The sequence below is a fragment of the Streptomyces palmae genome (genome assembly GCF_004684805.1).
Lineage (GTDB): Bacteria > Actinomycetota > Actinomycetes > Streptomycetales > Streptomycetaceae > Streptomyces > Streptomyces palmae.
Genome location: NZ_SRID01000068.1, coordinates 1 through 23,551, shown reverse-complemented (window position 1 = coordinate 23,551; position 23,551 = coordinate 1). Strand labels below are relative to the sequence as shown.

The 23,551-nt window shown below is 72.1% G+C and carries 23 protein-coding genes; 11 read left to right on the top strand and 12 right to left on the bottom strand.

Features of this window, described 5'->3' with window-relative positions; translation table 11 throughout:
- The coding region (locus tag E4099_RS10430; RefSeq protein ID WP_135338700.1) for a sensor histidine kinase at positions 1-1,245 on the bottom strand (1,245 nt) is incomplete at its 3' end.
- Between the two features lie 231 nt (positions 1,246-1,476).
- The gene (locus tag E4099_RS10425; protein ID WP_135338699.1) at positions 1,477-2,016 is read right to left on the bottom strand and encodes a hypothetical protein; all 540 of its coding nucleotides are present in this window, start codon (positions 2,014-2,016) and stop codon (positions 1,477-1,479) included.
- 414 nt (positions 2,017-2,430) lie between these two features.
- Between E4099_RS10425 and E4099_RS10420 the strand changes: the two genes are divergently transcribed.
- Together E4099_RS10420 and E4099_RS10415 are read left to right on the top strand one after the other, a co-directional pair.
- Entirely contained in the window at positions 2,431-4,101 is a 1,671-nt protein-coding gene (locus tag E4099_RS10420; RefSeq protein ID WP_209446579.1) for an SEL1-like repeat protein, read from the top strand.
- A 16-nt stretch (positions 4,102-4,117) separates the two neighbouring features.
- Positions 4,118-4,429, top strand: a complete 312-nt coding sequence (locus E4099_RS10415; RefSeq protein ID WP_342451917.1) for a helix-turn-helix domain-containing protein — start codon at positions 4,118-4,120, stop codon at positions 4,427-4,429.
- Between the two features lie 95 nt (positions 4,430-4,524).
- Here E4099_RS10415 and E4099_RS10410 read toward each other — a convergent pair whose 3' ends face one another.
- Positions 4,525-5,079 carry a winged helix-turn-helix domain-containing protein gene (locus tag E4099_RS10410; RefSeq protein ID WP_135338697.1) on the bottom strand — a complete coding sequence of 185 codons (555 nt, stop codon included), beginning with the start codon at positions 5,077-5,079 and terminating at the stop codon, positions 4,525-4,527.
- 498 nt (positions 5,080-5,577) lie between these two features.
- Between E4099_RS10410 and E4099_RS10405 the strand changes: the two genes are divergently transcribed.
- Positions 5,578-6,021, top strand: a complete 444-nt coding sequence (locus E4099_RS10405) for an SPW repeat protein (protein WP_135338696.1) — start codon at positions 5,578-5,580, stop codon at positions 6,019-6,021.
- A 170-nt stretch (positions 6,022-6,191) separates the two neighbouring features.
- Here the strand turns inward: E4099_RS10405 and E4099_RS10400 are convergent, their stop codons facing one another.
- On the bottom strand, positions 6,192-6,560 hold the full coding sequence (locus tag E4099_RS10400; RefSeq protein ID WP_135338695.1) for an ArsC/Spx/MgsR family protein: 369 nt from the start codon (positions 6,558-6,560) through the stop codon (positions 6,192-6,194).
- Between the two features lie 120 nt (positions 6,561-6,680).
- Between E4099_RS10400 and E4099_RS10395 the strand changes: the two genes are divergently transcribed.
- The 5 genes from E4099_RS10395 (at position 6,681) to E4099_RS10370 (ending at position 11,496) form a co-directional block, all read left to right on the top strand.
- Positions 6,681-6,986 carry a hypothetical protein gene (locus E4099_RS10395; protein WP_386388777.1) on the top strand — a complete coding sequence of 102 codons (306 nt, stop codon included), beginning with the start codon at positions 6,681-6,683 and terminating at the stop codon, positions 6,984-6,986.
- Positions 6,987-7,216: 230 nt separating this feature from the next.
- Positions 7,217-8,869 carry a hypothetical protein gene (locus tag E4099_RS10390; RefSeq protein ID WP_135338693.1) on the top strand — a complete coding sequence of 551 codons (1,653 nt, stop codon included), beginning with the start codon at positions 7,217-7,219 and terminating at the stop codon, positions 8,867-8,869.
- Positions 8,850-9,413, top strand: a complete 564-nt coding sequence (locus E4099_RS10385; protein WP_135338692.1) for a hypothetical protein — start codon at positions 8,850-8,852, stop codon at positions 9,411-9,413. Before E4099_RS10390 ends, E4099_RS10385 begins: the two co-directional genes overlap by 20 nt.
- A gap of 12 nt (positions 9,414-9,425) precedes the next feature.
- Positions 9,426-10,271, top strand: a complete 846-nt coding sequence (locus tag E4099_RS32920) for a hypothetical protein (RefSeq protein WP_167828339.1) — start codon at positions 9,426-9,428, stop codon at positions 10,269-10,271.
- Positions 10,272-10,404: 133 nt separating this feature from the next.
- Positions 10,405-11,496, top strand: coding sequence for a MerR family transcriptional regulator (locus tag E4099_RS10370; protein ID WP_209446580.1), 1,092 nt, complete (start codon positions 10,405-10,407; stop codon positions 11,494-11,496).
- A gap of 106 nt (positions 11,497-11,602) precedes the next feature.
- Here the strand turns inward: E4099_RS10370 and E4099_RS10365 are convergent, their stop codons facing one another.
- Together E4099_RS10365 and E4099_RS10360 are read right to left on the bottom strand one after the other, a co-directional pair.
- Complete coding sequence (locus E4099_RS10365) at positions 11,603-12,061, bottom strand: PaaI family thioesterase (protein ID WP_135338688.1); 459 nt, start codon at positions 12,059-12,061, stop codon at positions 11,603-11,605.
- Positions 12,062-12,209: 148 nt separating this feature from the next.
- The gene (locus E4099_RS10360; RefSeq protein WP_245244738.1) at positions 12,210-12,686 is read right to left on the bottom strand and encodes a DUF1877 family protein; all 477 of its coding nucleotides are present in this window, start codon (positions 12,684-12,686) and stop codon (positions 12,210-12,212) included.
- A 499-nt stretch (positions 12,687-13,185) separates the two neighbouring features.
- Between E4099_RS10360 and E4099_RS33565 the strand changes: the two genes are divergently transcribed.
- The gene (locus E4099_RS33565) at positions 13,186-13,908 is read left to right on the top strand and encodes a hypothetical protein (RefSeq protein ID WP_209446578.1); all 723 of its coding nucleotides are present in this window, start codon (positions 13,186-13,188) and stop codon (positions 13,906-13,908) included.
- A gap of 267 nt (positions 13,909-14,175) precedes the next feature.
- On the opposite strand, the gene glnA is transcribed toward E4099_RS33565, so the two are convergent.
- The gene (gene glnA, locus E4099_RS10350; protein ID WP_135338686.1) at positions 14,176-15,585 is read right to left on the bottom strand and encodes a type I glutamate--ammonia ligase; all 1,410 of its coding nucleotides are present in this window, start codon (positions 15,583-15,585) and stop codon (positions 14,176-14,178) included.
- 254 nt (positions 15,586-15,839) lie between these two features.
- Here glnA and E4099_RS10345 point away from each other — a divergent pair, with 254 nt between their 5' ends.
- Positions 15,840-16,307 (top strand): RDD family protein, encoded by a 468-nt coding sequence (locus E4099_RS10345; protein ID WP_135338685.1) that lies wholly within the window; start codon positions 15,840-15,842, stop codon positions 16,305-16,307.
- A gap of 408 nt (positions 16,308-16,715) precedes the next feature.
- Here the strand turns inward: E4099_RS10345 and E4099_RS10340 are convergent, their stop codons facing one another.
- The 4 genes from E4099_RS10340 to lipB all read right to left on the bottom strand — a co-directional run bounded on the left by E4099_RS10340 (position 16,716) and on the right by lipB (position 19,785).
- The gene (locus E4099_RS10340) at positions 16,716-17,396 is read right to left on the bottom strand and encodes a DUF4191 domain-containing protein (RefSeq protein WP_135338684.1); all 681 of its coding nucleotides are present in this window, start codon (positions 17,394-17,396) and stop codon (positions 16,716-16,718) included.
- Positions 17,397-17,406: 10 nt separating this feature from the next.
- Positions 17,407-17,607, bottom strand: coding sequence for an SCO2195 family GlnR-regulated protein (locus E4099_RS10335; RefSeq protein WP_135338683.1), 201 nt, complete (start codon positions 17,605-17,607; stop codon positions 17,407-17,409).
- Between the two features lie 199 nt (positions 17,608-17,806).
- Positions 17,807-18,781 carry a lipoyl synthase gene (gene lipA, locus E4099_RS10330; RefSeq protein WP_135338682.1) on the bottom strand — a complete coding sequence of 325 codons (975 nt, stop codon included), beginning with the start codon at positions 18,779-18,781 and terminating at the stop codon, positions 17,807-17,809.
- 179 nt (positions 18,782-18,960) lie between these two features.
- The gene (gene lipB / locus E4099_RS10325) at positions 18,961-19,785 is read right to left on the bottom strand and encodes a lipoyl(octanoyl) transferase LipB (RefSeq protein WP_135338681.1); all 825 of its coding nucleotides are present in this window, start codon (positions 19,783-19,785) and stop codon (positions 18,961-18,963) included.
- A gap of 345 nt (positions 19,786-20,130) precedes the next feature.
- On the opposite strand from lipB, the gene E4099_RS10320 reads away from it, so the two are divergent.
- Positions 20,131-21,618, top strand: a complete 1,488-nt coding sequence (locus E4099_RS10320) for an NsdA family TPR-like regulatory protein (protein WP_135338680.1) — start codon at positions 20,131-20,133, stop codon at positions 21,616-21,618.
- A 205-nt stretch (positions 21,619-21,823) separates the two neighbouring features.
- On the opposite strand, the gene E4099_RS10315 is transcribed toward E4099_RS10320, so the two are convergent.
- Complete coding sequence (locus tag E4099_RS10315) at positions 21,824-23,140, bottom strand: NAD(P)/FAD-dependent oxidoreductase (protein ID WP_135338679.1); 1,317 nt, start codon at positions 23,138-23,140, stop codon at positions 21,824-21,826.
- Positions 23,141-23,551: the final 411 nt, after the last annotated feature.

The following is a 23,551-nucleotide window of genomic DNA, read 5'->3' as shown; positions in this document are numbered from 1 at the left end:
GGGGATCTCCATGGTCACCATCGTCGGCCCGCCGATCGGGCTGCGCACCGCGAGGATCCCGTCGAAGGCCCCCAGCCGGCGCTCGATGCCCCGCAGGCCCGAGCCCGCCGACAGGTCCGCCCCGCCCTGCCCGTCGTCGGTGACCGTGATCCGCAGCGCGCCCGCCTCATAGGACACGTCCAGCCACGCCTGGTCGGCCCCCGAGTGCTTGGCGGCGTTGGTCAGGATCTCGCTGACCGCGAAGTACGCGGCCGACTCCACGGGCTCCGGGAACCGCCCCGGAAGCTCCACCCCGACCTCGACCCGCAACTGCATCCGCAGCGCCAGCGCCTTCACCGCGTCGCCGAGACCGCGCTCGGCCAGCACCGGCGGATGGATTCCGCGCACCAGGTCGCGCAGCTCGGCCAGCGCCTCGGCGGAGTTGGTACGGGCCGCCGCCACCATCTGCTTCGCCTTGGCCGGGTCCTTCTCGATGAGCGCCTCGATGGCGCCCAGGCTCATCCCCATGGCGACCAGCCGGGCCTGCGCACCGTCGTGCAGATCGCGCTCGATGCGGCGCAGCTCGGCCGCGGAGGTGTCCACGGCGTTGTGCCGGGTCTCGGTCAGCCGCTCCACCCTGGCCGCCAGCACCATCTTCGGCGTGGGCGCCAGCAGGGCGCGGCTCATCCGGAAGTTGGCGTTCAGGATCGCCGGTCCGAAGAAGAGCCCGATGGCTATGAACACCGCGCCGAGCCCGGCCGCCAGATTGGCGTCGCTCTGGCTGTCGATCGGGAGGAATTCGTACCAGTAGGTGCCGTCCGCGTCGACGATCGGCTTCCACACCCCGGCCGCCAGCACAGAGCCGAACAGCCCCTGGAGGATCAACCCCGGCGGCACCGCCGCCAGCAGGCCGCCCGCGAGCTGGTCGACCAGCAGCCACAGCAGATCGCGCCAGGTCGCCGGGTCGTTGAGCAGCAGGAAGCAGAGTTTGGGCTGGCCCTTCAGGCCGCTGGGCGGATCGGCGGGGAGCGGGCGGTAGGGAGACGGGACCGTCAGACCGCCCCAGCGGCCGGTCAGCCGCCGGCGGTAGTCCGCGTACCGGCGCACCACGCGCAGCAGCGCCGGTGTGGTGAACAGCCCCACCCCGATCGGGATCAACGAGAGGGAGACGACGGTCACGGTGAACAGGGCGACCGACACCACCAGCGTCAGCACCGACAGGACCAGCCCCCGCCCCGCCGCCAGCATCGCTTTGCCCATCCTCATCGCTTCACCTCTGCGCTTTCCCTCCACCCGGCCGGGCGGTGTGTGCCTGTACCGGGGTCCCGGACCTCGTCCGCCGCACGAGGTCCGGCCTCGGACGGCTCCACCAGTCTGGGCCCCCGGTCATAATCGGTCACGGGGGACGCACACCCCTCAGGGGGTACACCTAACTCCACCGTCTCCGTCCGACCGGCTCCCCGCGCCGGCCCGTACCCGCCCCCCGGAGGGGCCCGGTCAGGCTCCGGCGGCCGAGCGTTCGGCGCGGCGGGCCACCGCGCGCAGCATCTCCAGCCGGATCAGCCCCGCCCCGCCCACCTTGATGAACATCCAGTACGGCGCGAAGAGCGCGCGGGACCGGCTGTCGGTGCAGCGCACCCGGGTCTCCGCGATCAGCACGCTGCCGTCCCCGTCCGGTACCACCCGCAACTCGATCGCCGCCTTCGCCCAGCCCGCCTCACCGAAGTCCCGGAACGCCTCCGGGTCGCGACCGGGAAGCGGGGCGTACGCGGGGCGGGGACGCCAGTACTTGGCCGCCTGCCCGCGCACCTCCGCGTGGTCGCCGGTGCTGAGCAGCGGCACCGGGAACGCCTGGGCGATCGGCCCGCGCAGCCGCCGCCGGCCCAGCCCCCGCAGGCTCATCAGCAACCGCACGGTGGGCAGTTCCTCGGCGGTCAGGGACCGGTAGGCGCCCCAGGTGGTCTCCGGGTCGGCGGCCACCCGGCGCCGGTAGTGGGACCGGAAGTCGTAGACGGGCAGCAGGCGGTCCAGTTCCACGGTCACTCTCCTGGCTGGAGCTCGGCGCCCGGCCTCACCGCCGGGCACCCGGACAGGACGTGCGGGCCTGCGGACCCGGCGGCACCGAACCCGGGGACGCACCCCGCCACCCTACCCAGCGGCCGCACCACGACGAGCCGCCGTCATCCCCGGGCCCCGCCGTACGGGCCGGCACCACGAGCGGTTCCCCGCTCGCCGAGAAGGAGGAGCACATGATGCGGCGCGGGCTCGCGGCGATCGTGTGCGGGTGCGTGCGGACCGCGGCAAGGTGACGGCGTGTCGATCCGAAAGGCCGATGCCGCGTGGGCCTTCCGAACGGGCTGGGCGCCAGGCGTCGGCGCCCCGGAGCGGCCTTGCCGGACGGCAACAGCCGACCCACGGACGGCGCTTGGCGCCGCCTGGCACGATGTGATCATGACGGAGGACATACAGGCCCACGGAGAGGCGCTCGTCGCCGCCGCCCGCGCAGGCGATGCCCAGGCCGCCCGCCGGCACACCGACTTCTTCGTGCTGCGCTCGCAGGTGGACGAAGGCATCCCGTACTGGGAGCAGGCCGTGGCGGCCGGTGATGCCTTCTCGCACTACACCCTTGCCCGGTACCGCAAGATCCGGGGTGATCGGCAGGCCGCGGACGCCCTCTACCGCGCCGTCGCCGAACGGCACGCCGAATGCGCCTACGGACTCGGCGTACTGCTCCGCGAGGACGGCGATCCGGAGGCCGCCGAATGGTTCCGCCGCGGCTGGGAGGGCGGACGCCACCTCGACTGCAAGATCGAGCTCGGCAAGCTGCTCGCGGCCGAGGGGCGACTCGACGAGGCCTCGACGTTCCTGATGAGCGACGTCGAGCTGGGTGATATCGCGGTCTTCCGCTGGGCCCAGCTCTTCACGTCGATCCGCGAGGACTTCGACCGCGTCGCGGCGGAGCTCGATGCCGCCGAGGCCGCCGGGGACGGGGACGCAGCCGCCGAGGCGCTGCGCCCGCTCGCCGCCATGGAACAGCACTTTCGCGACTACCCGGGCCTGACGGCCGAGGCCGCCGGTTACCACCGCAGGGCTTCCGCGCTCAGTGCCGCCGCCCGCGTGGATCACGCCGTGTTCCTGACCGAGACCGGCGGCGAGGCGTCCTGGCCCGAGGCCCGGGGCCTGCTGCTCCAAGCCCACGAGGAGGGCTGTGAAGGCGCGGCGTACGCGCTCGGTGTCCTGCACGAGCAGCGCGGCGAACTCGCCGACGCCGAGCACTGGTACGGCCTCACAGCCGCCCGCGGACATCGGCCGAGCCAGTGGAACCTCGGGATCGTGTGCAAGCGGCAGCGGCGGTACGAGGAGGCCGAGCGCTGGTTCCGGGAGGTCGGCGAGGACGACGAGGACGTCGTCGAGCAGCTCACCCGCATCGCCGCGATCCGAGAGGGCGGCGCCGTCGCCCCGGGCAAGGACCTGGGCCGACTGCCCGAGCTGCGCGAGCGAGCCGAGGCCGGCGACGTGCACGCCTCGTACGCGTACGGGAAGATCCTGGGCGACTGGGCCGGCGCGGACGCCCGCTACCTGGTCCGCTGGATCGAGCCCGCCGCGCTGGCCGGGGACCCGCAGGCGGCGTACGACCTCGCGGAGCTGTACGGCGCGCTGCGCAGGCCGGTGTGGCGCGACCGGTGGTACCGGACGGCCGCCGAGGCGGGCCATCACGGCGCGTGCCACAGGATGGGGTGGCTCTCCGAGCACCACCGGGACTACCAGGAGGCCGAGCGCTGGTACGTGCGCGCGGCCGCCGACGGGTCCCCGCTGAACGCGATGCTCGCGGGCAAACTGAAGGCCCAGCGCGGCGCGTACGCCGAGGCGGAACCGCTTCTCCGTGCGGCCTGGGAACAAGGCGGCGACTTCTCGTGGGGGACGGAGGCCGCCGGGTACTACGGGCTCGTCCTGCACCGGCTGGGTCGTCTCACGGAAGCCCTCGAGCCGCTCCGGACCGCCGCCGCACGCTGGGACGACGACGTGAGCCCCCGCTACGACTGGGACGACCTGGAAGCGCTGTCCCGGGAGGTCGACCCGGAGAGGGAACTGGCCCAGGTGGAGGCGGCCCTGTCGGCGTGACGCCGCGGGCCGGAGCCTGCGGGCAGGCCGGTACCGCGACCTCGTCACTGATGCCGGCCCGATGGCACCGCTCGCGTCGATTCGCCGACGGCGACTCGAACGCTGCCGCGCCGACCTGGCCAGCCCGGACCTGCGTCGGCAATCCATTCGATCCATCGCCGCCCGCTGGGGTTTCACCGGCGCGACGGCCTTCAGTCGTGCCTTCCGCGCCGCCTACGACATCACCCCCAACGACTACCGCGCCGGCGCTCTGGAGTCCGCTGACGCGCACAAGGCGGGGAAAGCCGTATCCCCACGCCCAGCCGCCGGCCCCTCGCCAAAGGAGTGATCCGACTCGACCTCGGCACGCGGCCTCCGCCCACGGTGGTCGACACGGCGCGCCGCCGTCGGGACGAGGTCGCGGGGCGGCGGCGCGCGGGGGAGTCAGGTGAGCGGCACGTACTTGTAGCCGACCCGGCGGACCGTCACGATCGTCTGCCGGTAGTCGGCCCCCAGCTTGCGGCGCAGCCGGGCCACATGGACATCGACCGTGCGGCCGTCGCCCACGTGCCCGTAGCCCCAGACCGTGGTGACCAACTGGTCCCGGGTGTGCACCCGGTGCGGGTGCCCGACCAGATGCGCCAGCAGCTCGAACTCCAGGTAGGTCAGGTCCAGTTGCCGACCCGCGACCCACGCCGCGCGCTGCTCGTGGTCGATCCGCACCAGGTCGTCGCCGTTCGACGGGCCGGCCGGCGTAGCCGGTTGGCGGTGCTGCCGGTCCGCCGGGACCAGCACCAGATAGCCGACCATGGGCGGCTGGCCGGGCAGCGAGGGGACGGTGTGCGGGGGAGCGGGCAGCCAGGTCGCGTCGGAGTTCAGCAGTGCGGCGACCGGGGGCATCTCGTTCGGCGCGACCGCGCGCAGCCGTTGGCGAAGCGGGTGGGAGGTGGCGAGAGGGGAGGGCGTCGGGGCGGCGGAGAGGGTTCTGACGTTGGTCATGGGTCGGCTTCTTTCGCGCAGGAGGGGCGTCGGGGACGTCGTGCGCGCGGGACCGGGGCCGCTGAGGGCTGGAGGTGAGGAAAACCGGCTGGACTGAGAAGTGGCGTCGTCAGTCGAGCGGGAGGGCCCGCGCGGAGGCTGCGCGGCAACACTCACGGTCGAAGTGGTGCGCCTGCCGGGACGGCCAGAACGGCTCAAGGTCGAAACGACCCATCGCGGTCCCGTGGTCGTGGTAGCTGGCCATGCCGCCTATTGAAGCAGACACCTCACGGTCGGTGCGCCTCCGGTACGGGCCCCTCTCCGGCCGAGCGGACCTGGTGATCGCTGTTCACGGGCGGTGCCGGCCCCCGGTCCGGGCCCGGCCGGAGATGCCGGGCCGGTCAGGTCCCGTTTTTGAAATGGACATCTACCGTTAAGACGACATAAGGCGCACAATGGGGGTGCGGCGCCTCGCTGCACCGCACGGTCGGACCCACACGATCGAAGGAGGCGAGTCGTATGGCTCACGTCTCGCATCACAGAGGCGATCTTGCTGACCATCCCGACGCGGCCGAGATGCGCGATCGCTATGAACGGGTGCTCGGCGGCCGGGACGTCGTGCTGCTGGACGGGCCGGTACTGCTCGCCGGCCTCTACCTCGCGGTGTCTCCGTGGGTCGTCCACTTCTCCGGCAACGCCGACCTCAGGACGAACAACCTGATCATCGGGATCGCCGTGGCGCTGCTGGGGCTCGGGCTCACCATGGTGCCGCGGCGGATGTACGGCCTGTGCTGGGCGATGGTCGTGATCGGCGCGTGGATGATCGTTTCCCCCTGGGTGGTCACCAGGTTCCCAAGCACCGGGATGATCTGGAACAACGTCGTCGTCGGCGCCGTCACCTGCCTGCTGGGGCTGGCCGCCGCGGGCCTGCTGATGCGGACCAATCGAGCTAAGCGATCATGACCTGACCGCAGGAAGGTAGGCCGCGGCCCCCAGGGGTACGCGGCCTACGGCTGTCCGGGGTGCCTGCCGGAGGGCCTGCCCAGGGCCAGTCGAGCCAGGCCCCGGTGCGAGGTCTGGCCATGGACTCGGGGCGGCGGGAACGCCTCGGTCTCCATCCGCTTCGGACGGCGTCACCCCTGCCCGCGCGACAGCGCCTCGCTCACCGCCTCCTCCGAGCGCGCCACCACCGCGGAGCCGTCGTCCGCCGTGATGATCGGGCGCTGGATCAGCTTCGGGTGGGCCGACAGCGCCGCGATCCAGCGGCCCCGGGCCTCCGCCTCGCGCGGCCAGCCGGCCAGGCCGAGCTCCTCGGCGACCGCCTCGCCGGTGCGGGTGATGTCCCAGGGCTCCAGGCCCAGCCGGTCCAGGACGGCCCGGATCTCGTCCTCGCTCGGCACGTCCTCCAGGTAGCGGCGGACGGTGTACTCGGCGCCCACGGCGTCGAGCCGGGTGATCGCGCTACGGCACTTCGAACACGCGGGATTGATCCAGATCTCCATGCTCGCCAGCGTACCGTGAAAGCCCTTCAAACCCCCTCTGGCCTGGGGACTTTGTCAGTGGGCAGCAGTAAAATAGAAGCATTGGGAATGAGGGTTCCCGACCGCTTCAGGAGGATGCCGATGGCTGTTGCCGCTACACCTCTCCCGGACCGCGCTGACCAGCCGACCCTGCCGATTCCGCACAGCATCCCGACCCTGCCGAAGAAGCCGATGCCCGCCGGCCGGCCTCGTGAGTGGTACGAGACCCACAACCGCCGGCTGAAGGCGATGCGGTTGGCCATCGCCCTGATCCACTCCGGCGTCTACCGCGCCGAGCAGGCACACGACCACACCATTCGCAGCACCGCGGCCCGGATCGGGGTGCACCCGCCCTCCGACACCACCTGCCGGATGGTGCGTTCCTTCATCCGCTACGACAACCGCTGACCTCGGCCGCCGCCCGGCGCGGCGACCGCCGACCCCGAACTGCCGCCGCGCGCCGTCCTGGTGCGCGGCGGCAGCGGCATGCCGGGCCCAGGCGGTGGCCGGTTCACTCGTAGGGAGGTTCTTGCGGCAGACCCGGTCACATCAGCCCCCCACCCCCGCATACTGGAGGGGCCGCTTCGACGGTCGACCGGCCGTCTGCGGGGGAGAGCCGAATATCGGGGGATGTTCGCATGGCCGTACCCAGTCAACCCGTCGGAGCACCGAGCCCCTTACCGCCGATCGCCCCACCCGCCCCTTCCGAGGTCACCCGCCTGCTGTGCGCGGGGGTCTACCTCGACGCCGACTTCCGTCGCCGGGTCATCGAGGAACTGGTCGAGCACGAGGAGCGGCCGGTGGCCCCCTCGCTCGGTTACGACGCCGTCCCCGTTCTGGCCCACGCGCTGCGGGCGCGCCGCCAGGAGTTCGAGACCTCGCTGCTGATGCTGGGCATCTGGGCGGGCTTCCTGGGTGTCACGGTGTCCGACTCCGGGTGGGCCTCGCTGTTCTCCTTGACCAGCCCGTTCACCATGTACCTGCTGGTCTGCGGGGCGCTGTGGATCGGCCGGGCCGCCGGCGGCGTCAGCACCGCCGTCTACACCCTGGACCGCGCGATGGTGAAGCAGGCCACGCACGGGCGGCTGAAGATGCTGCTGCCGCTGGCCCCCCGGGTGATCGCGCTCGCCTACTGGGCCTTCATGTTCTACGCGCTCTTCAACGGCGTCCAGATATGGGCCGGGCTGCTCTTCCCGCTGATGCTGGTGATCCCGGTGTGGTCGCACCGCTCGCGGGTGGCCTCGGTGATGTGCCGGGAGCTGTCGCCGTTCGCCTTCCGCCAACGGCCCCGCGCCGCACTGCCCCGCACCGTCCGCTACCAGCGGATCGGCGCCGCGATCGACCGCGAGCAGTACGCCCGCCTCACCATCTACGACCCGTTCCGCCCGTTCATCGGCGCCGGGAAGCCGTACGAGCCCTGGTCGTTCGCGCTGGAGCTGAAGCACGCCGGACCGGAGGACCCGCAGGCGGCCCCGATCACCAGCCACGACGTGGTCGAACTGATCAAGCCGCGGTTGGAGGCGCTGCGCACCTCGGCCGCCGCCACCAGCATCGACCGGCTGCGCGCCCTGGAGATCGACGAGTTCGTGTACCTGCCCGTCGGTGTGCACCGCTCCGGTGTCGCCTATGAGCCGCGTGCGGTCGCCCAGCATGTCCGCGACGCCGTCGACGAGGGCGGCGAGGCGCGCCGCCACTTCCTGCGCGTCCGGGTGGGGGCCTGGGACGAGCAGGTCGTGGTGTCCGTACTGGTCCGGGTCCACACCCAGGGCGCGATGCTGGTGCTGGAGGTGGTGCCGCATGTGCTCACCCCGGTCAAGCCCGAGTACCGGGTGGTCGATGTGATCGCCGCGCGCGGCGAGGACGACATGGCGCGCGACGGTATACGGGCCCTGCTCGCCGCGCCCGCGGCCACCTTCTCGGGATGCGCCTCCGCGGTGCGTACGGTCATCGCGGTCTTCCGGGTCTGGCTCGCCGATCCGCGCCGCGCCCTGCCGGACGGCCCCGCGGCCTCGGTACGGGAAATGGGCAGCGTGGACGAGGTCTCGCTGTTCCAGGAGATGGACGTCAGCCGCTATGTGAAGACCGTTCAGGACCGGATCGCCAGCGGGGTGCGCGACGCGCTGAGCGCCAAGGGCTACCAGACGGGCGAGTTCGAGAAGCAGATCATCAACGTCAGCAGTGGCGGGGTGTTCATCGGCGCGATGAGCGGCGGCGCCGTCGCGAGCGGTGAGCGCGCCTCGGCCAGGTACACAAGGAAAGAGGGGGCGCGCGATGACCGCCGAACGGAATGAGCCCGACGGCACCGCCCCGGACACGGCCGAAGGCCCCGAGACCTCGCCCCGGCAGCAGGGCGGCGGCATCAGCATCGGCAGCATGACGGGCGGCGCGGTAGCCGCCGGCCACCGGGCGCGGGCCCAGGACGAGAGCGACCGCGGCGCCCGCCCGCCGATGCCGGCACCGCCGGTGCCCGTACCGCCGCAGCCACCTGGCGGCATCAGCATCGGCACGATGTCCGGCGGTGCGGTGGCGGCCGGCCGTGACGCACGTGCCGTGGATGCCTCCCGGCAGGCCACCGGCGCCGTCCCCGTCCCGCCCGAACTGCTCGACGCCGTACGCACCCTGCGGGCACAGCTGCGGCTGCTCACACCGACCGCCGAGACCAGCGAGGTGGAGGGGGCGCTCGCCGAGGTGGAGGAGGAGATCACCAGCACCGGCCAGGCCGGGCGCGGCCGCCTGGCAGGAGTACGGGACCGGCTCGAACTCGGCATGACGGCCCTCGGCGGGCTGGTCTCGGCCGCGACACTGGCGCAGTTGATCGGGCAGGCCCTGGGCTGAGGGGGCAGCGGCATGAGTCAGTGGGACGCGGACCAGCAGCGCTGGGTGCAGCCCCCACCGGACACCCCGCCGAACGCACCCGGCGGCCCCGGAGCCACGAGCGGGCCCGGCGGCTTCGGCACCCCCACCGGACCCGGTCGGCCGCCGGGCCCCGGCCCGGAGCGCGCCCTGGCCCTGGCCATCATCGCCCTCGCGCTCTGCGCGGCGGCCGGGCTCGCCTGGTGGCTGCTCACCCGGGACTACGGCGGAGGCGAGCAGCCGGACTACTCCTCCGCGTCCGCCTACCCCACCTACTCCGCCGGCAGCCTGCCCACCCCGTCACCCACCGACACGCCGACGGAGGACCCCACCACCGATCCCACCACCGAGGAGCCCACCAAGGATCCCACCACCGAGGAACCCGCCGACGGCCCCCCGGACGGCTATGTGCGCACCGACGACCCCGCCGGGTTCACCATCGACGTACCGCAGGGCTGGGAGCGCACCGAGAAGCAGGACGGCGTCTTCTACACCTCACCCGGCGGCCGCTGGCTGGTCCAGATCTTCACCATGGAACACCCCGAGACCACCCCGTACGAGTCCCTGGCCAACACCGAGCGCCACCTGTCCGCCAACAACGACGGCTACCAGCTGGTCAGCCTGGACACCCTGGGCTCCGGTGACGCCGCCGAGCTCCAGTACGCCTACGACAGCCCGTCCCTCGGCCCGCGCCGGGTCATAGACCGCGCCTTCACCGGCTCCGACGGCGCCCAGTACGCGATCCTGGTCGCCGGCCCGGCCTCCGACTGGCCCCAGCAGCAACAGGTCCAGAGCGTGGCCCTGGACGGCTTCTGCCCGGCCGGGTACTGCTCCTCCTGACCCTCCTTGCTCCGGGGCGCCTGGCCGGTGCGGCGGTGGAGCCGCCCGCCGCACCGGGAGTGGGGCGCTTGACCCTCACGCGGCGTGATGCCGCATCGTCGGGGGCGTGGAAGAACATCTGACCGTGGGGCGCGTGGCCGAGCTGGCCGGTGTGAGCGTCCGCACGCTGCACCACTACGACGAGATCGGCCTCGTGCGGCCGTCCGCGCGGACCGCGGCCGGCTACCGGGCCTACTCGGCGGGCGACGTGGAGCGACTGCGGGAGGTGCTCGCCTACCGGCGGTTGGGCTTCGGACTGCGCGAGATCGCGGACCTGGTCGACGACCCGGCCACCGACGCGGTAGCGCACCTCCACCGGCTGCGCGGCCTGCTGCTGGAACAGCGCGACCGCGCCGACGCCATGGTGACGGCCATCGACACAGAACTGAGGGCGCGGGCAATGGGGATCAGGACGACGTCAGAGGAGCAACTGAGAATGTTCGGCGGCGCGCAGCTGTACGAGTCCATCGGGTCCGCCTACCCGGCGACGCGGCGCACCGAGCCGCGGATCGCCGCCAGGGTCTGGGACGCGCTCGGGGACGCGCGGACGGTACTGAACGTGGGGGCAGGCACCGGCTCCTACGAGCCACCGGACCGCGACGTGACCGCGGTGGAACCGTCAGCCGTCATGCGGGCACTGCGTCCCGCGGGCGCGGCGCCGTGCGTGGCCGCCACCGCGGAACGCCTTCCGTTCGAGGATCAGTCCTTCGACGCCGCGATGGCCTTCAGCACCGTTCACCACTGGCACGACCCGATCGCCGGGCTGCGCGAGATGCGGCGCGTGGCCCGCCGGGTGGTGGTCTTCACGCACGACGCCAGTGACGCCGGCTGGCGGCAACGGTTCTGGCTCAGCCGCGACTACCTGCCCGAGGTCGCCGGCCTCGTCGCCGGCCGCCCCTCGGTGGACCAGCTGGCCCGCGCCATCGGGGCCCGCCTGGAGCCGGTGCTCATCCCGTGGGATTGCGCCGACGGCTTCTTCGAGGCCCACTGGCGCCGCCCCGAGGCGTACCTGGACGAACATGTGCGCCGCGCGGTATCCGTATGGACCAGGGTCGGGCCGGAGGCCGAACAGCGGGCGGTGAGCGGCCTGCGCGACGACCTTTCCTCGGGCCAGTGGGCCGAACGCAACCGAGACCTGATCGACCTGGACGCGGCGGAACTCGGGCTGCGCTTGCTGGTGGCCTGAACCAAGGTGCGCGGGAACGGTTCCCGCACCCCCACCGGCGGCCACCACCCACCCAGGCGGGCGGCCCCCGATCCCGGGGGCCGTCGTCCGGCGGGCTTCCTGAACCTCAGTGGTCCGGCCGTGACGCGAGGCAGATGAGTGTCTGCTGCCCGGTGGCGATGAGGGTCCTCTTCTCCTCTTCCTGGCTGAACACCTCCAGCTGGCACACCGTCAACGTGCGCCCGGACCTCAGGACGGTCCCCACCGCCTCGATGTGGTCGCCGGCGGCCGGAGCCAAGAGGTTGATCTTGTACTCCACCGTGAGCACCGTGGAGTTCTCCGGGAAGAGCGTGAAGGCCGCGTAGCCGCCCGCGCTGTCGGCGATGGCGCTGGTGGCGCCGGCGTGCACATAGCCGTGCTGCTGGGAGACCTCCGGCTGCCTGGCCAGCGTGATGTGGACCCGGCCGGGGGCGATGTGCGTGAGCCGGGCGCCCAGATGACGCATGAGCCCCTGCCGGTCGAAACTGTCCTGCACGCGGGCCCGTACCTCGGGGCTGACCTGGTCCTGCAGCGTTTGCTCTGCCACGTCTCTCCTCGCGTTGTCCTCGTCGACGGCCGCGACGCCTTGGCCTTGGCCCGAGGCTAGTTCCGGCTTTCCCCTCGCCGCCAGCGCCGCTGTTGGGTCGCGATCAGGCCGAGTCCGCCGAGGCGTCAGTGGCCCCGTCTCCGCGTCCTCAGAAGCTGAACTCCATGAACGCCCCGTATCCCCCCTCGGCCGCTTCGGTGAAGAACGTGACGACCTCCTCGTACGCGTCCTTCAGCCATTCCAGTTCGCCCTCGCAGTCCCAGACCCGGGGGTAGATGTTCTCCGCCAGCATCTTCTCCGGGTCGAAATGGACCGCCAGCTGCTCCCACGGGAGCGCTCGCAGCCGCTGCGCCAGGCTCGCGACCTGCTCCGGCGGCCAGGCGAAAAGAGTGCCGTCCTCCAGGAGCATGTCCCCGTCCATCAGGAATTCGAGGCCCACATCGTCAGCCTGGCCGAGCAGGTACTCCAGGCCCGCCCATGCCTTGTCAGGGCCGCCGCAGGGGCGGTCCGGCGTGGAGAACTCGCCGTCTCCCCACAGCCCCTCGATGAAATCCTCGACCCACCCGGGATCCTGCTCGCCCTTGTCCAGCTCTTCGGGCGTCGCGGCGGTGAAATGGATGGTCATGCCCATGGTGTGGAAGTCAATCCCCCTTGTCGCAGCGGCAGTTCGAGCCGCTGCTCGTACAGTCACCGCGAGTGTGGCACGGGGGCCTGACAACGGGCCGGGTGTCCGGGTGGCTGGGCGCCGGGGGACGGGACGTTGCGGCCAGGCGGGGTGCGTGGGACCGCCCGGAAGGGCCAGGCTCAGTCGTACGAGAGCACGGAGTCGACAGTGCCTTCCCGGGCGCGGCATCCGCGAATTCCCTGTGTCAGAGGTGCGGCCCTGCCACCATCAGGTCGGTAGTGGGACCAGAGGGGGAGCGATGGCATGGGCGGCATCCGGACCCGCGGCGGGGCCGGCTTTGGAGCAACTCCGGTATCGGCTGATGCGACTTCACCGAGAGAGCGGGGAGCCGAGCTCCCGGGTCATCTCGCAGCGGACCGAAAAGGCCATCAGTCACACGACCGCCAGAAATGTGTTGCGCTGCGACAGCCCACCCGGCTGGGGTCCGCTGGAGCTCGTTGTGGAGGCCCTGGGCGGTGACCTGGACGAATTCCGGACGCTCTGGATCGCGGTACGCGACGCGACGTCACCGCTGGCCCTGCCAAAGCCCGTCGCATGGGAGGAAGAAGCGGAAGAGCCCACCCGGACCGTGGATCTGAGCATTCCTGATCTGGATGCCGCGGAGGAGGACCTTCAAGACCAGGCGGCGAGGCGCAACCGCCGCGAGGGGGAGACGCGCAGAGAGCTCTTGGTCGCCCTGGAGGCTCGAGCTGATCTCGCCGATCGACTGGTCGAGTTACATGAGCAGTTGGGTCGTGAGCGGGGGCGCAACGAGGAGTTGCGTCGACGTGTTGCCGATCTGGAAGCAGAGCTGGACAGGCACAGCGCTCGCATCGAGTCACTCCACGACGAGCTGCGAGCAGTCCGGGACGAGCGGCTGGTTCTGCTGGAGAAGCTGAACGGGCTGCATGCCCGGCGAGCGGAGCTGTACTTCACCTGGGCCAGGGAGGAAGAGAGTCAACGGCGTGCCGCGGAGACGGTGCGCGAGGTCGCCCGCCGCGAGCGGGAACTGGAAGTTCAGGATCTGCGGGAACGGCTGAGTGCGGCCGAGGGGCTGCTGAAATCCGTCGTGGCGTCGAGGCATCGAGACGGGCAGGACGAGGCGGAATGCGAAGGCGACGCCGAAGAGGATGCTCCGCGATCGGACTGGAACCCTTGGCGCCGCTCGCGCAGGGTGCGGTGACCCTGCGCCGCTGGGCGTGAGCGGACCTGCCGCCCCGCCCCGTCACGCGGATCCGGCCGCGGACCAGGCACACCTGGCCTGGCCAGGCCCTTCCGGCCGACGGTCAAGCCCCGCGACCACCCGGCCCCCAAGACGCCTTCGAGCCAGCTGGCGAAACAGCGAGGGCCGCTTCCCGGACAACCAGGGAAGCAGCCCTCACCGATGACTCCGAGGCCGCAGGTCACATCACGCTTCCGAGCCTGCGGACGAGGTCACCCGACCCGCTCTTTAGAGGTCGAAGTACAGCTCGAACTCGTGCGGGTGGGGGCGGAGCTGGATCGGGGCGATCTCGTTGGTGCGCTTGTAGTCGATCCAGGTCTCGATCAGGTCGGCGGTGAAGACGCCGCCGGCCTGGAGGTACTCGTTGTCCTGCTCCAGGGCGTCCAGGACGGCCGGGAGGGAGGTGGGGACCTGCGGGACGCCCGCGTGCTCCTCGGGGGCGAGCTCGTAGAGGTCCTTGTCGATCGGCTCGGCCGGCTCGATCTTGTTCTTGACGCCGTCCAGGCCCGCGAGGAGGAGCGCGGAGAAGGCCAGGTACGGGTTGGAGGACGGGTCCGGCGCGCGGAACTCGACGCGCTTGGCCTTCGGGTTCGAGCCGGTGATCGGAATACGCATCGCGGCCGAGCGGTTGCGCTGCGAGTAGACCAGGTTGACCGGGGCCTCGAAGCCGGGGACCAGGCGGTGGTAGGAGTTCACCGTCGGGTTGGTGAAGGCGAGCAGCGAGGGGGCGTGCTTGAGGATGCCGCCGATGTAGTAGCGGGCGGTGTCCGAGAGGCCCGCGTAGCCGTGCTCGTCGTAGAAGAGCGGCTCGCCGCCCGACCACAGGGACTGGTGGACGTGCATGCCGGAGCCGTTGTCGCCGAAGATCGGCTTGGGCATGAAGGTCGCGGTCTTGCCGTTGCGCCACACGACGTTCTTCACGATGTACTTGAAGAGCATCAGGTCGTCGGCGGCGGCGAGCAGCGTGTTGAACTTGTAGTTGATCTCCGCCTGGCCGGCGGTGCCGACCTCGTGGTGCTGGCGCTCGACCTTCAGGCCGGCCCGGTCCAGCTCCAGGGAGATCTCGGCGCGCAGGTCGGCGAAGTGGTCGACCGGCGGGGCCGGGAAGTAGCCGCCCTTGTAGCGGACCTTGTAACCGCGGTTGTCCTCCAGCGCACCGGTGTTCCAGGCGCCAGCCTCGGAGTCGATGTGGTAGAAGCCCTGGTTCGCGGAGGTCTCGAAGCGGACCGAGTCGAAGACGTAGAACTCCGCCTCCGGGCCGAAGTACGCGGTGTCCGCGATGCCGGTGGAGGCCAGGTACGCCTCGGCCTTCCGGGCGATGTTCCGCGGGTCGCGGCTGTACTGCTCGCCGGTGATCGGGTCGTGGATGAAGAAGTTGATGTTGAGCGTCTTGTCCCGGCGGAAGGGGTCGACACGGGCCGTCGACAGGTCCGCACGGAGTGCCATGTCAGACTCGTGGATGGCCTGGAAACCGCGGATGGACGAGCCGTCGAAGGCCAGCTCCTCGTCCGGGTCGAACACGTCCGCCGGAATCGTGAAGTGCTGCATGACACCGGGAAGGTCGCAGAATCGGACGTCTACGAACTTGACGTCCTCGTCCGAGATGAACTTCCGAGCATCGTCGGCGTTCTGGAACATCCAACTCCTCCTAGCCCGGCCGCGGTGGAACCGGGTTTGCATCGGTGGCGCAGTCCATGTGTGGTGGCGCGCTGGACCCGACCATAGGGAGTCGGGATTTCCCGAGCATGACCCATTTGTTTCACCCAGGTTAACCGGATCGTGGCCACTTGGTCGCCCCGTCGCGGACCTGTCCGTGGGGGTACGACCCACCTCGACGTGCGGCGAAGGCCCCGCCGGAAGGGGTACGAGAGGGCTCGCAGTACCGTTGTCGGGTGGACAACAGGCAAGCAATCGGATCCTGGCTCTCCGGGCCGCGCGCCGCGGCCGAGGACATGGGCATCGACTTCGGGTACCGGGGCGAGCGGCTGGGGCTGCCCGAGAACGGTCCGGGGTCCATCGCGCCACCGGGGCGCCGGATCGGCGCCCTGTTCATCGACTGGGCGCTGTGCATGCTCATCGGATACGGACTGCTCTCCGGCGGTGACGTCCAGACGGCCGGCAACTGGGCGCTGGGCGTCTTCTTCGTCCTCAGCGTGCTGACCGTCGGCACGGTCGGCTCCACCCCCGGCAAGCTGCTGATGCGGCTGCGCGTGATCAGCGTGAGCGGTACCCGCCTGTCGCTGTGGCGGGTGGCGCTCCGCAGCCTGCTGCTCCTGGTCGTCATCCCCGCGGTGATCTGGGACGGCGACACCCGCGGCCTCCACGACCGGCTCTCCGGGGCGGTACAGGTCCGGATCTGAGACGCCGGATGGCGGCCTGGGCCGCAGGTCCGGTGGCCTTGGGGGCGCACTGACGCGTGTGGGGCCGCGGGGAGCCTGCCGGCGCCCACGGTCCCGCGGGGCCCGCTTGGCCTCCTTGGGCCGGGGCGGGGCCCCGCCTGGTCTGAGAGCGGCTCTCAGGGCGCCCTGCGGCCCGTCTGGGGTCTCTGGCGGCCATGCGTCCCCGTATCCGCGACATGGCTCGGGTACGCACCCCACGTCGCGGTACGGGCGGTGCCATGCCCGGTCGCCGAGCAGCGCGCCGTACGCCGGCGGGGAGCGGGAGTCCGCCCGCACCCTGTCGTCAGGGAAGCGGCGGCAGCGGGCATACGGACGAGGGCGGCCCGGGACCTTTCGGTCCCGGGCCGCCCTCGGTTTCGTCGCTGGGGGTCAGCGCCCCTTCGGCATGCGCATGCCCTTGGGGAGCGGGCCCTTCGGGATCGGCATGTTCTTCATCAGGTCGCCGAGCGCGCGGAGCCGGTCGTTGACCACCGTGACCTGGGCGCCGGGGAGGACTCGCGGCAGCTTTAGCAGGGTGGTGCGCAGCTTCTTGATCGGGACCTGGCCCTCTTCGGTGCCCACCACGATGTCGTGCACCGGCACGTCGCCGACCACCCGCGTCATGCGCTTCTTCTCGGCCGCCAGCAGGCCCTTGAGCCGGTTGGGGTTGCCCTCGCCGACCAGGACGATGCCGGCCTTGCCGACCGCCCGGTGGACGACGTCCTGGTTGCGGTTCATGGCCACCGCGGGGGTGACCGTCCAGCCGCGGCCCACGTTGTCCAGCACCGCCGCCGCGGCGCCCGGCTGGCCTTCCAGCTGGCCGAACGCGGCCCGCTCGGCGCGCCGCCCGAAGACGATCGCCATGGCCAGGAAGGCCAGGACGAAGCCCAGGATGCCCAGGAAGATCGGGTGGTCGATCCAGAACCCGATCGCGAGGAAGGCGCCGAAGACGACGATGCCCACAGCGGCGACGACCAGGCCGACCTTGGAGTCGACCTTCTTGGTCATCTTGTAGGTCAGGGCGATCTGCTTAAGTCGCCCGGGGTTCTCGGTAGATTCCTGCCTCGCCATGTAGCGAAGTTTACGTGTCCTGGGGAGTCCGGGCAGACACGGCCTCCAGGACGTGCTGGGCTTCCCGGCGGTCCTCGGCTCGGCGCCGGTCCTCCAGCACCGAGGCCCAGGCGTTCCGGCGGGCCCGGCGCTGCTGGCCGCCGAAGAGCAGGCCCTCGACGAGGAGCAGCGCTTCGGTCACGGAGGGCGGACGAACGGGAGCGGCCTGCATGGCGTGATCCCCCTCGGGAGTAGCGGAAGGAGCACCGGGCGGCGGCGGTGGCCGTGCCCAGCGCGTGCCTTAATCGTTACCCAAAGGTGTTACCAGTGCGTGACCGGGCGGTCAAACGCTGATGAAACGTCAATCCGGCCCGCGCACCCGCCCCTACCAGGGCAAGTGCGCGGGCCGGATGGCTGCGGTGTGCCAGGCCTCACACGGCCTGGTGGGTGACGGTGGTCACTCCCTGTGCGGAGTCGCCGGCCGCACGCTGCTCGATCGCCTGCTGGTAGAGGCGCCCGGCGCGGTACGAGGAGCGGACCAGCGGACCCGACATCACGCCGGCGTAGCCGATCTCCTCGGCCTCCTCCTTCAGTTCCACGAACTCCTGCGGCTTCACCCAGCGGTCGATCGGGTGGTGGCGCACCGAGGGCCGCAGGTACTGGGTGATGGTGATCAGCTCGCAGCCCGCGTCGTACAGGTCCTGCAGCGCCTGGCTGATCTCCGCGCGCTCCTCGCCCATGCCCAGGATCAGGTTGGACTTGGTGACCAGGCCCGCCTCGCGCGCCCGGGTGATGACCTCCAGCGACCGCTCGTAGCGGAAGCCGGGGCGGATGCGCTTGAAGATCCGCGGCACCGTCTCGACGTTGTGCGCCAGCACCTCGGGGCGGGACGAGAAGACCTCGGCCAGCTGCTCCGGGTTCGCGTTGAAGTCGGGGATCAGCAGCTCGACGCCGGTGTCCGGCATCAGGGCGTGGATCTGGCGGACGGTCTCCGCGTACAGCCAGGCACCGCCGTCCTCCAGGTCGTCGCGGGCGACGCCGGTGATGGTGGCGTACTTCAGCTCCATCCGCTGCACGGACTCGGCCACCCGGCGCGGCTCGTCCCGGTCCAGGGCCTGCGGCTTGCCGGTGTCGATCTGGCAGAAGTCGCAGCGCCGGGTGCACTGGTCACCGCCGATGAGGAAGGTGGCCTCGCGGTCCTCCCAGCACTCGAAGATGTTCGGACAGCCCGCCTCCTGGCACACCGTGTGCAGGCCCTCGCGCTTCACCAGACCCTGCAGTTCGGTGTACTCGGGGCCCATCTTCGCCCGGGTCTTGATCCACTCGGGCTTGCGCTCGATGGGGGTCTGGCTGTTCCGGACCTCCAGACGCAGCATCTTGCGTCCATCGGGTGCGACAGCGGCCACGTCCGGCTCCCTACGACTTCGATTCTTCGGCGCACCCCAGGGTACGCCCATGATTTCGCACGTTCTTACGACCAGATCATCCCTGGCCCCACGTTGGGCCCAACCTCCGGCCCGGTGCGCGCATTCCCCGGGCCGGATACCGGACGGGTGCCCGTCGCGGGGAAGTGCGCGGCGGCGCCTCACACGGCGCGGGGCAGCGGCTCGGTGGACGCCAGGACCGCGCGCAGGTGCTTCTCGATCACCGGTGCCACCTCCTGCACGGTCACCTCCCGGCCCAGCTCGTTGGAGAGCGAGGTCACACCCGCGTCGCGGATGCCGCAGGGCACGATCCGGTCGAACCAGGTGTTGTCCGGGTTGCAGTTCAGGGAGAAGCCGTGCATGGACACGCCCTTGGCGATGCGCACGCCGATCGCCGCCACCTTGCGGTCCTCCCGGCGCTGTCCGGCGTTGGACGGGGCGTACTCCGGACCGTTCAGCCGCGGGTCGAACTCCTCGTCGGCCAGGCGCGGGTCGAAGTCCAGCTTCAGGCCGCCCAGCGCGGCGCGCTCCTTGGCCGGCATGTCCTCGCCAAGCACCCACACCCCGCTGCGGCCCTCGACCCGGGTGGTCGCCACCCCGAACTCCGCGCAGGTGCGCAGCAGGGCCTCCTCCAGCCGCCGGACGTGCGCGATCACGTCGACCGGGCGGGGCAGCTTGAGGATCGGGTAGCCGACCAGCTGGCCGGGGCCGTGCCAGGTGATCTTCCCGCCGCGGTCCACGTCCACCACCGGGGTGCCGTCCAGAGGGCGCTCACTGTCCTCGGTGCGCCGCCCGGCCGTGTACACCGGAGGGTGCTCCAGCAGCAGGCAGGTGTCCGGGATCCGGCCCTCGAAGCGGGCGGCGTGCACCCGGCGCTGCTCCTGCCACGCCTCCTGGTACTCCACGGCGTCCGCGCCGAACCCCAGGTGGACGAAGCGCAGCTCGCCGTCGTACGCCGTGCCCGCGTCCTGTAGCGGATGCCCCATGGCCGTCAGCTCCTCACCGAACCGATGTTCCTCGCGACGCCGTGCCCGGGGTCTCCGCGGCAGCCGATCGCACCACAGCCACTCTACGACCGCGCCGGAAAACCCAGGCCGCGGCCCGAGGCTCGACCGGAGCCGCCCGGAGCTGACCGGAGCCGACCGGGACGGACCGGGACGGACCACGACGGACCGAGGCGGACCGAGACGAACACAAGCCAGATCCGGACGTCCGCCTTCCGCCTCCTGCTCACACGATCGGATGAATGCGGGTCAGAGGGGGCGATCGGGCCGGTGCGGAAGGCTACATTCGCGCCGTTCCACAGAGCGATCAGGGAGACCGGCAGGCTGATGACGGACCGACCCCAACAGCGCATCCCCAACCGTCAGCTCGCCGCGCTCATTGCCGAGGCAGGCTTCTCCAACGCCGGGCTGGCCCGGCGGGTCGACCAGCTCGGCCTGGAGCACGGGTTGGACCTGCGTTACGACAAGACCTCGGTGACCCGCTGGCTCCGCGGCCAGCAGCCGCGCGGCACCACCCCGGCGCTGATCGCCGAGGTCTTCACCCGCAGACTGGGCCGCCGGCTGTCCGCCCAGGACCTCGGTCTGGACGCCTGCGCACCGGTCTACGCCGGGCTGGAGTTCGCGGCCACGCCCGAGGAGGCGGTGGACATCGTCAGCGGGCTGTGGCGGAAGGACTCCGGCAACCACGCCGAGCTGCGCAAGATCGCCTTCACCCCGGCCGGCCTGGTGGTGCCCAGCCGCGACTGGCTGATCGGGCGCCCCGACGAGCGGGTGGCCCGCGGCGAGCCGGTGCCCGATCCGGTCGCCCGCCGCGCGGAGCCGCCGCGCGGGCCGGAGACCGCCCGGGTGCCCGCCCAGGGCCGGCCGGGGGTGCCCCGGCAGCGGCAGATGAGCATCGAGTGCGGGCCCAGGCAGCGGGTCACCATGGGCGACATCGCGGCCCTGCGGTCGGTCGGCGAGCTGTTCCGCACCCTGGACCAGAGCTACGGCGGCGGGCACGCGCGGCAGGCCCTGGTGCGCTACCTGGAGCACGAGGGCGAGCCGATGCTGCGCGGCAGCTACACCGAGGCGACCGGGCGGCGGCTGTTCGGCGCGGTCGCGGACCTGACCCGGCTGGCCGGCTGGACCTCCTACGACATCGCGGCGCACGGACTGGCGCAGCGCTACTTCGTGCAGGCCCTGCGGCTGGCCCAGGCCGCCGGGGACCGCGCCTACGGGTCCTATGTGCTGATCACCATGAGCCGGCAGGCGGTCTACCTGGGTCACGGCCGGGAGGCCGTGCAGCTGGCCCGGGTGGCGCAGCAGGGCGTGGGCGGCGGGGCGCCGCCGGTGGTGCAGGCGCTGCTGCACGCGGTCGAGGCGCGCGGCCACGCGGTGCTGGGGGACGTACGGGCCTGCACCACCGCGCTGGCCCGCGCGGAGCGCACGCTGGAGACCTCGCGGCCCGGCGACGACGTCCCGTACTGGGCCCGCTTCTTCGACGAGGCGCAGCTGGCGGACGAGTTCGGGCACAGCTTCCGGGACCTCCAGCAGTACCGGGCCGCCGCCCAGCACGCGGAGCGCTCGCTCCAGCTGCGCGGCACCGGGTACGCCCGCAGCCGGCTGTTCTGCCGGGTGGTGCTGGCCACCGCGCGGCTCGGGCTGGGCGAGCTGGAGCAGGCGTGCGCGCTGGGCGCCGAGGCGGCCCAGCAGGCGTCCGAGATGCGGTCGGCGCGGGCGGTGGAGTACGTGCGCGACTTCGAGCGCCGTCTGGAGCCGTACCGGGACGCGGCCCCGGTGCGCGGCTACCGGGAGCGGGTCGCGGCACTGGGGTGACGGCCGACGGGCGGCGGCCCGTGGGGGCGCCGACGGGTGCGGTGGTGGTCGGGGGAGCGGGCCGGCGGCCGGGCGAGCGGTGCGGCGGGCCAGTGCGCGGTATGCCCGGTGCTGCGGGACGGTCGCCGGGCGCCGTTGCCCCGCACCGTCTGGTCCACCGGTTCATCGCGAGTCCGCATGGGGCCGGCACGGGGCCACCGCCGGGTCAGGCCGCGGTGGAGAGCGGGGTGTCCTCGGTGGCCGGGGCGAGGCCGAAGTCGCGGAGTATCGCCCGGGCGGCCCGGCGGCCGGAGAACAGCGCGCCCTGCGCCGTACTGGTGTCGCGGTGGTCGCCGCACACATACAGCCCGGACAGCACCCGCACCGGCCGGCGCGGATCGTGCGGGGCGGGCATGGCGGGGATGGCGTACGGGTCGTGGTGGAGGCTCAGCAGCTCCCAGCCGGTGGTGGAGGTGTCGTAGATCCCGGAGAGCTGGGCGCGGACGGCGCGATCCAGCTCGGCCGGCGCGATGCCCGCGGCGGCGCCCAGCACGGTGGAGGTGACCAGCACCCGGCCGGGCGGGGTGCGCGAGGGGTCGACCTCGCTGGTGACGGTGGTGTGGGCGACCGGGCCCCGGCCGTCGGCGGCCAGGATCAGCGCGGGTTCGCGCAGCGGCGGTCGGTCGGCGGTGTGGTGCAGCACGGTGACCGGGTGGAAGGACGGCACCCGCAGCCCGGGGAGTAGACCGGCGGCGGTCCGCGCCCCGGTGGCCACCACCACCGACCGGCAGCCGAACTCGCCGTGTTCGGCGGTGGCCACCGAGGTGGTGGAAGCGGCGATGACCTCGACGCCGGTACGGACCGTGTCCCGCGGCAGCGCGGCGGCGAGCAGTTCGGGCAGGGTGGCGGCGCCGCCGGCCGGCAGGCAGAGCCGGCCGCGGGCGTAACCCCGCAGCACCAGATCGGCGCAGCGGCTGGAGGTGGTGAGTTCGGGATCGCCGAGCAGGGAGACCAGCAGCGGGCGCAGAAAGGTTTCGATGGCCCGGGACGGCAGCCCGCGACCGGCCAGGGTGGCGCCGACCGGCCGGTCCGGACGGTCCAGCAGTCGGCTGGCGGGCTGCCCCGCCAGCCGGCGCAGCGCACCGCTGAGCCGTGCCTGGTCGAGGGCGCCGCCCCGGGAGGTGCGAGCGGCGGTCGCCAGAGCGCGCGCGGTAGTGAGTGCGCCCCTTGTGCTCCGGGTGGCACCCACCCGCCGGGTGCGGCCCTCGCTGTGCACCAGCACCCCCGGGGCGAAGGGGCGCAGTACCAGCCCGTCCAGGCCCGGGGTGCGGCGCAGCTCCGGGAACGAGGTGAGGAGCGGCTGGCCGGTGCGGTCCAGGCGGAAGCCGTCCAGCTGATCGGTTGCCATCCGGCCGCCCACCCGGGGCTCGGCTTCCAGGACGGTGACCGTCAGCCCCGCGCTGGTCAGCTGGTGGGCGGCGGACAGGCCGGCGAGTCCGGCCCCCACGATGACGACATCTGAACAGTGCGCGCGCTCGAGCACGGGCCCTCCCCGGGGTGGATGCGTCGGCTTGCCGGGCTGATGCCCCAACCGACCGCCGGAATACGTGCGTTGACCCGACGGTAAGGACCGATCCGGGGCCGGCCAGTCGCGCGTCGCCCGGAGCACGGGAGCACACCCGGTCGCACGCCCCGCACGAATGTGCGGTTCGGTGCGCCGGTTCGGTGCGCGGTCATCCGGTTCGGTGGGTTGGTGGGTGCGCGGGCGTCGTCTGGTCACGGCCGGTGCGGGAGGTGTCGGTGTGAGGCGGTGCCCTGGGTGCGCGAGGATGCGTCGGCTTGCCGGGCTGATGCCCCAACCGACCGCCGGAATACGTGCGTTGACCCGACGGTAAGGACCGATCCGGGGCCGGCCAGTCGCGCGTCGCCCGGAGCACGGGAGCACACCCGGTCG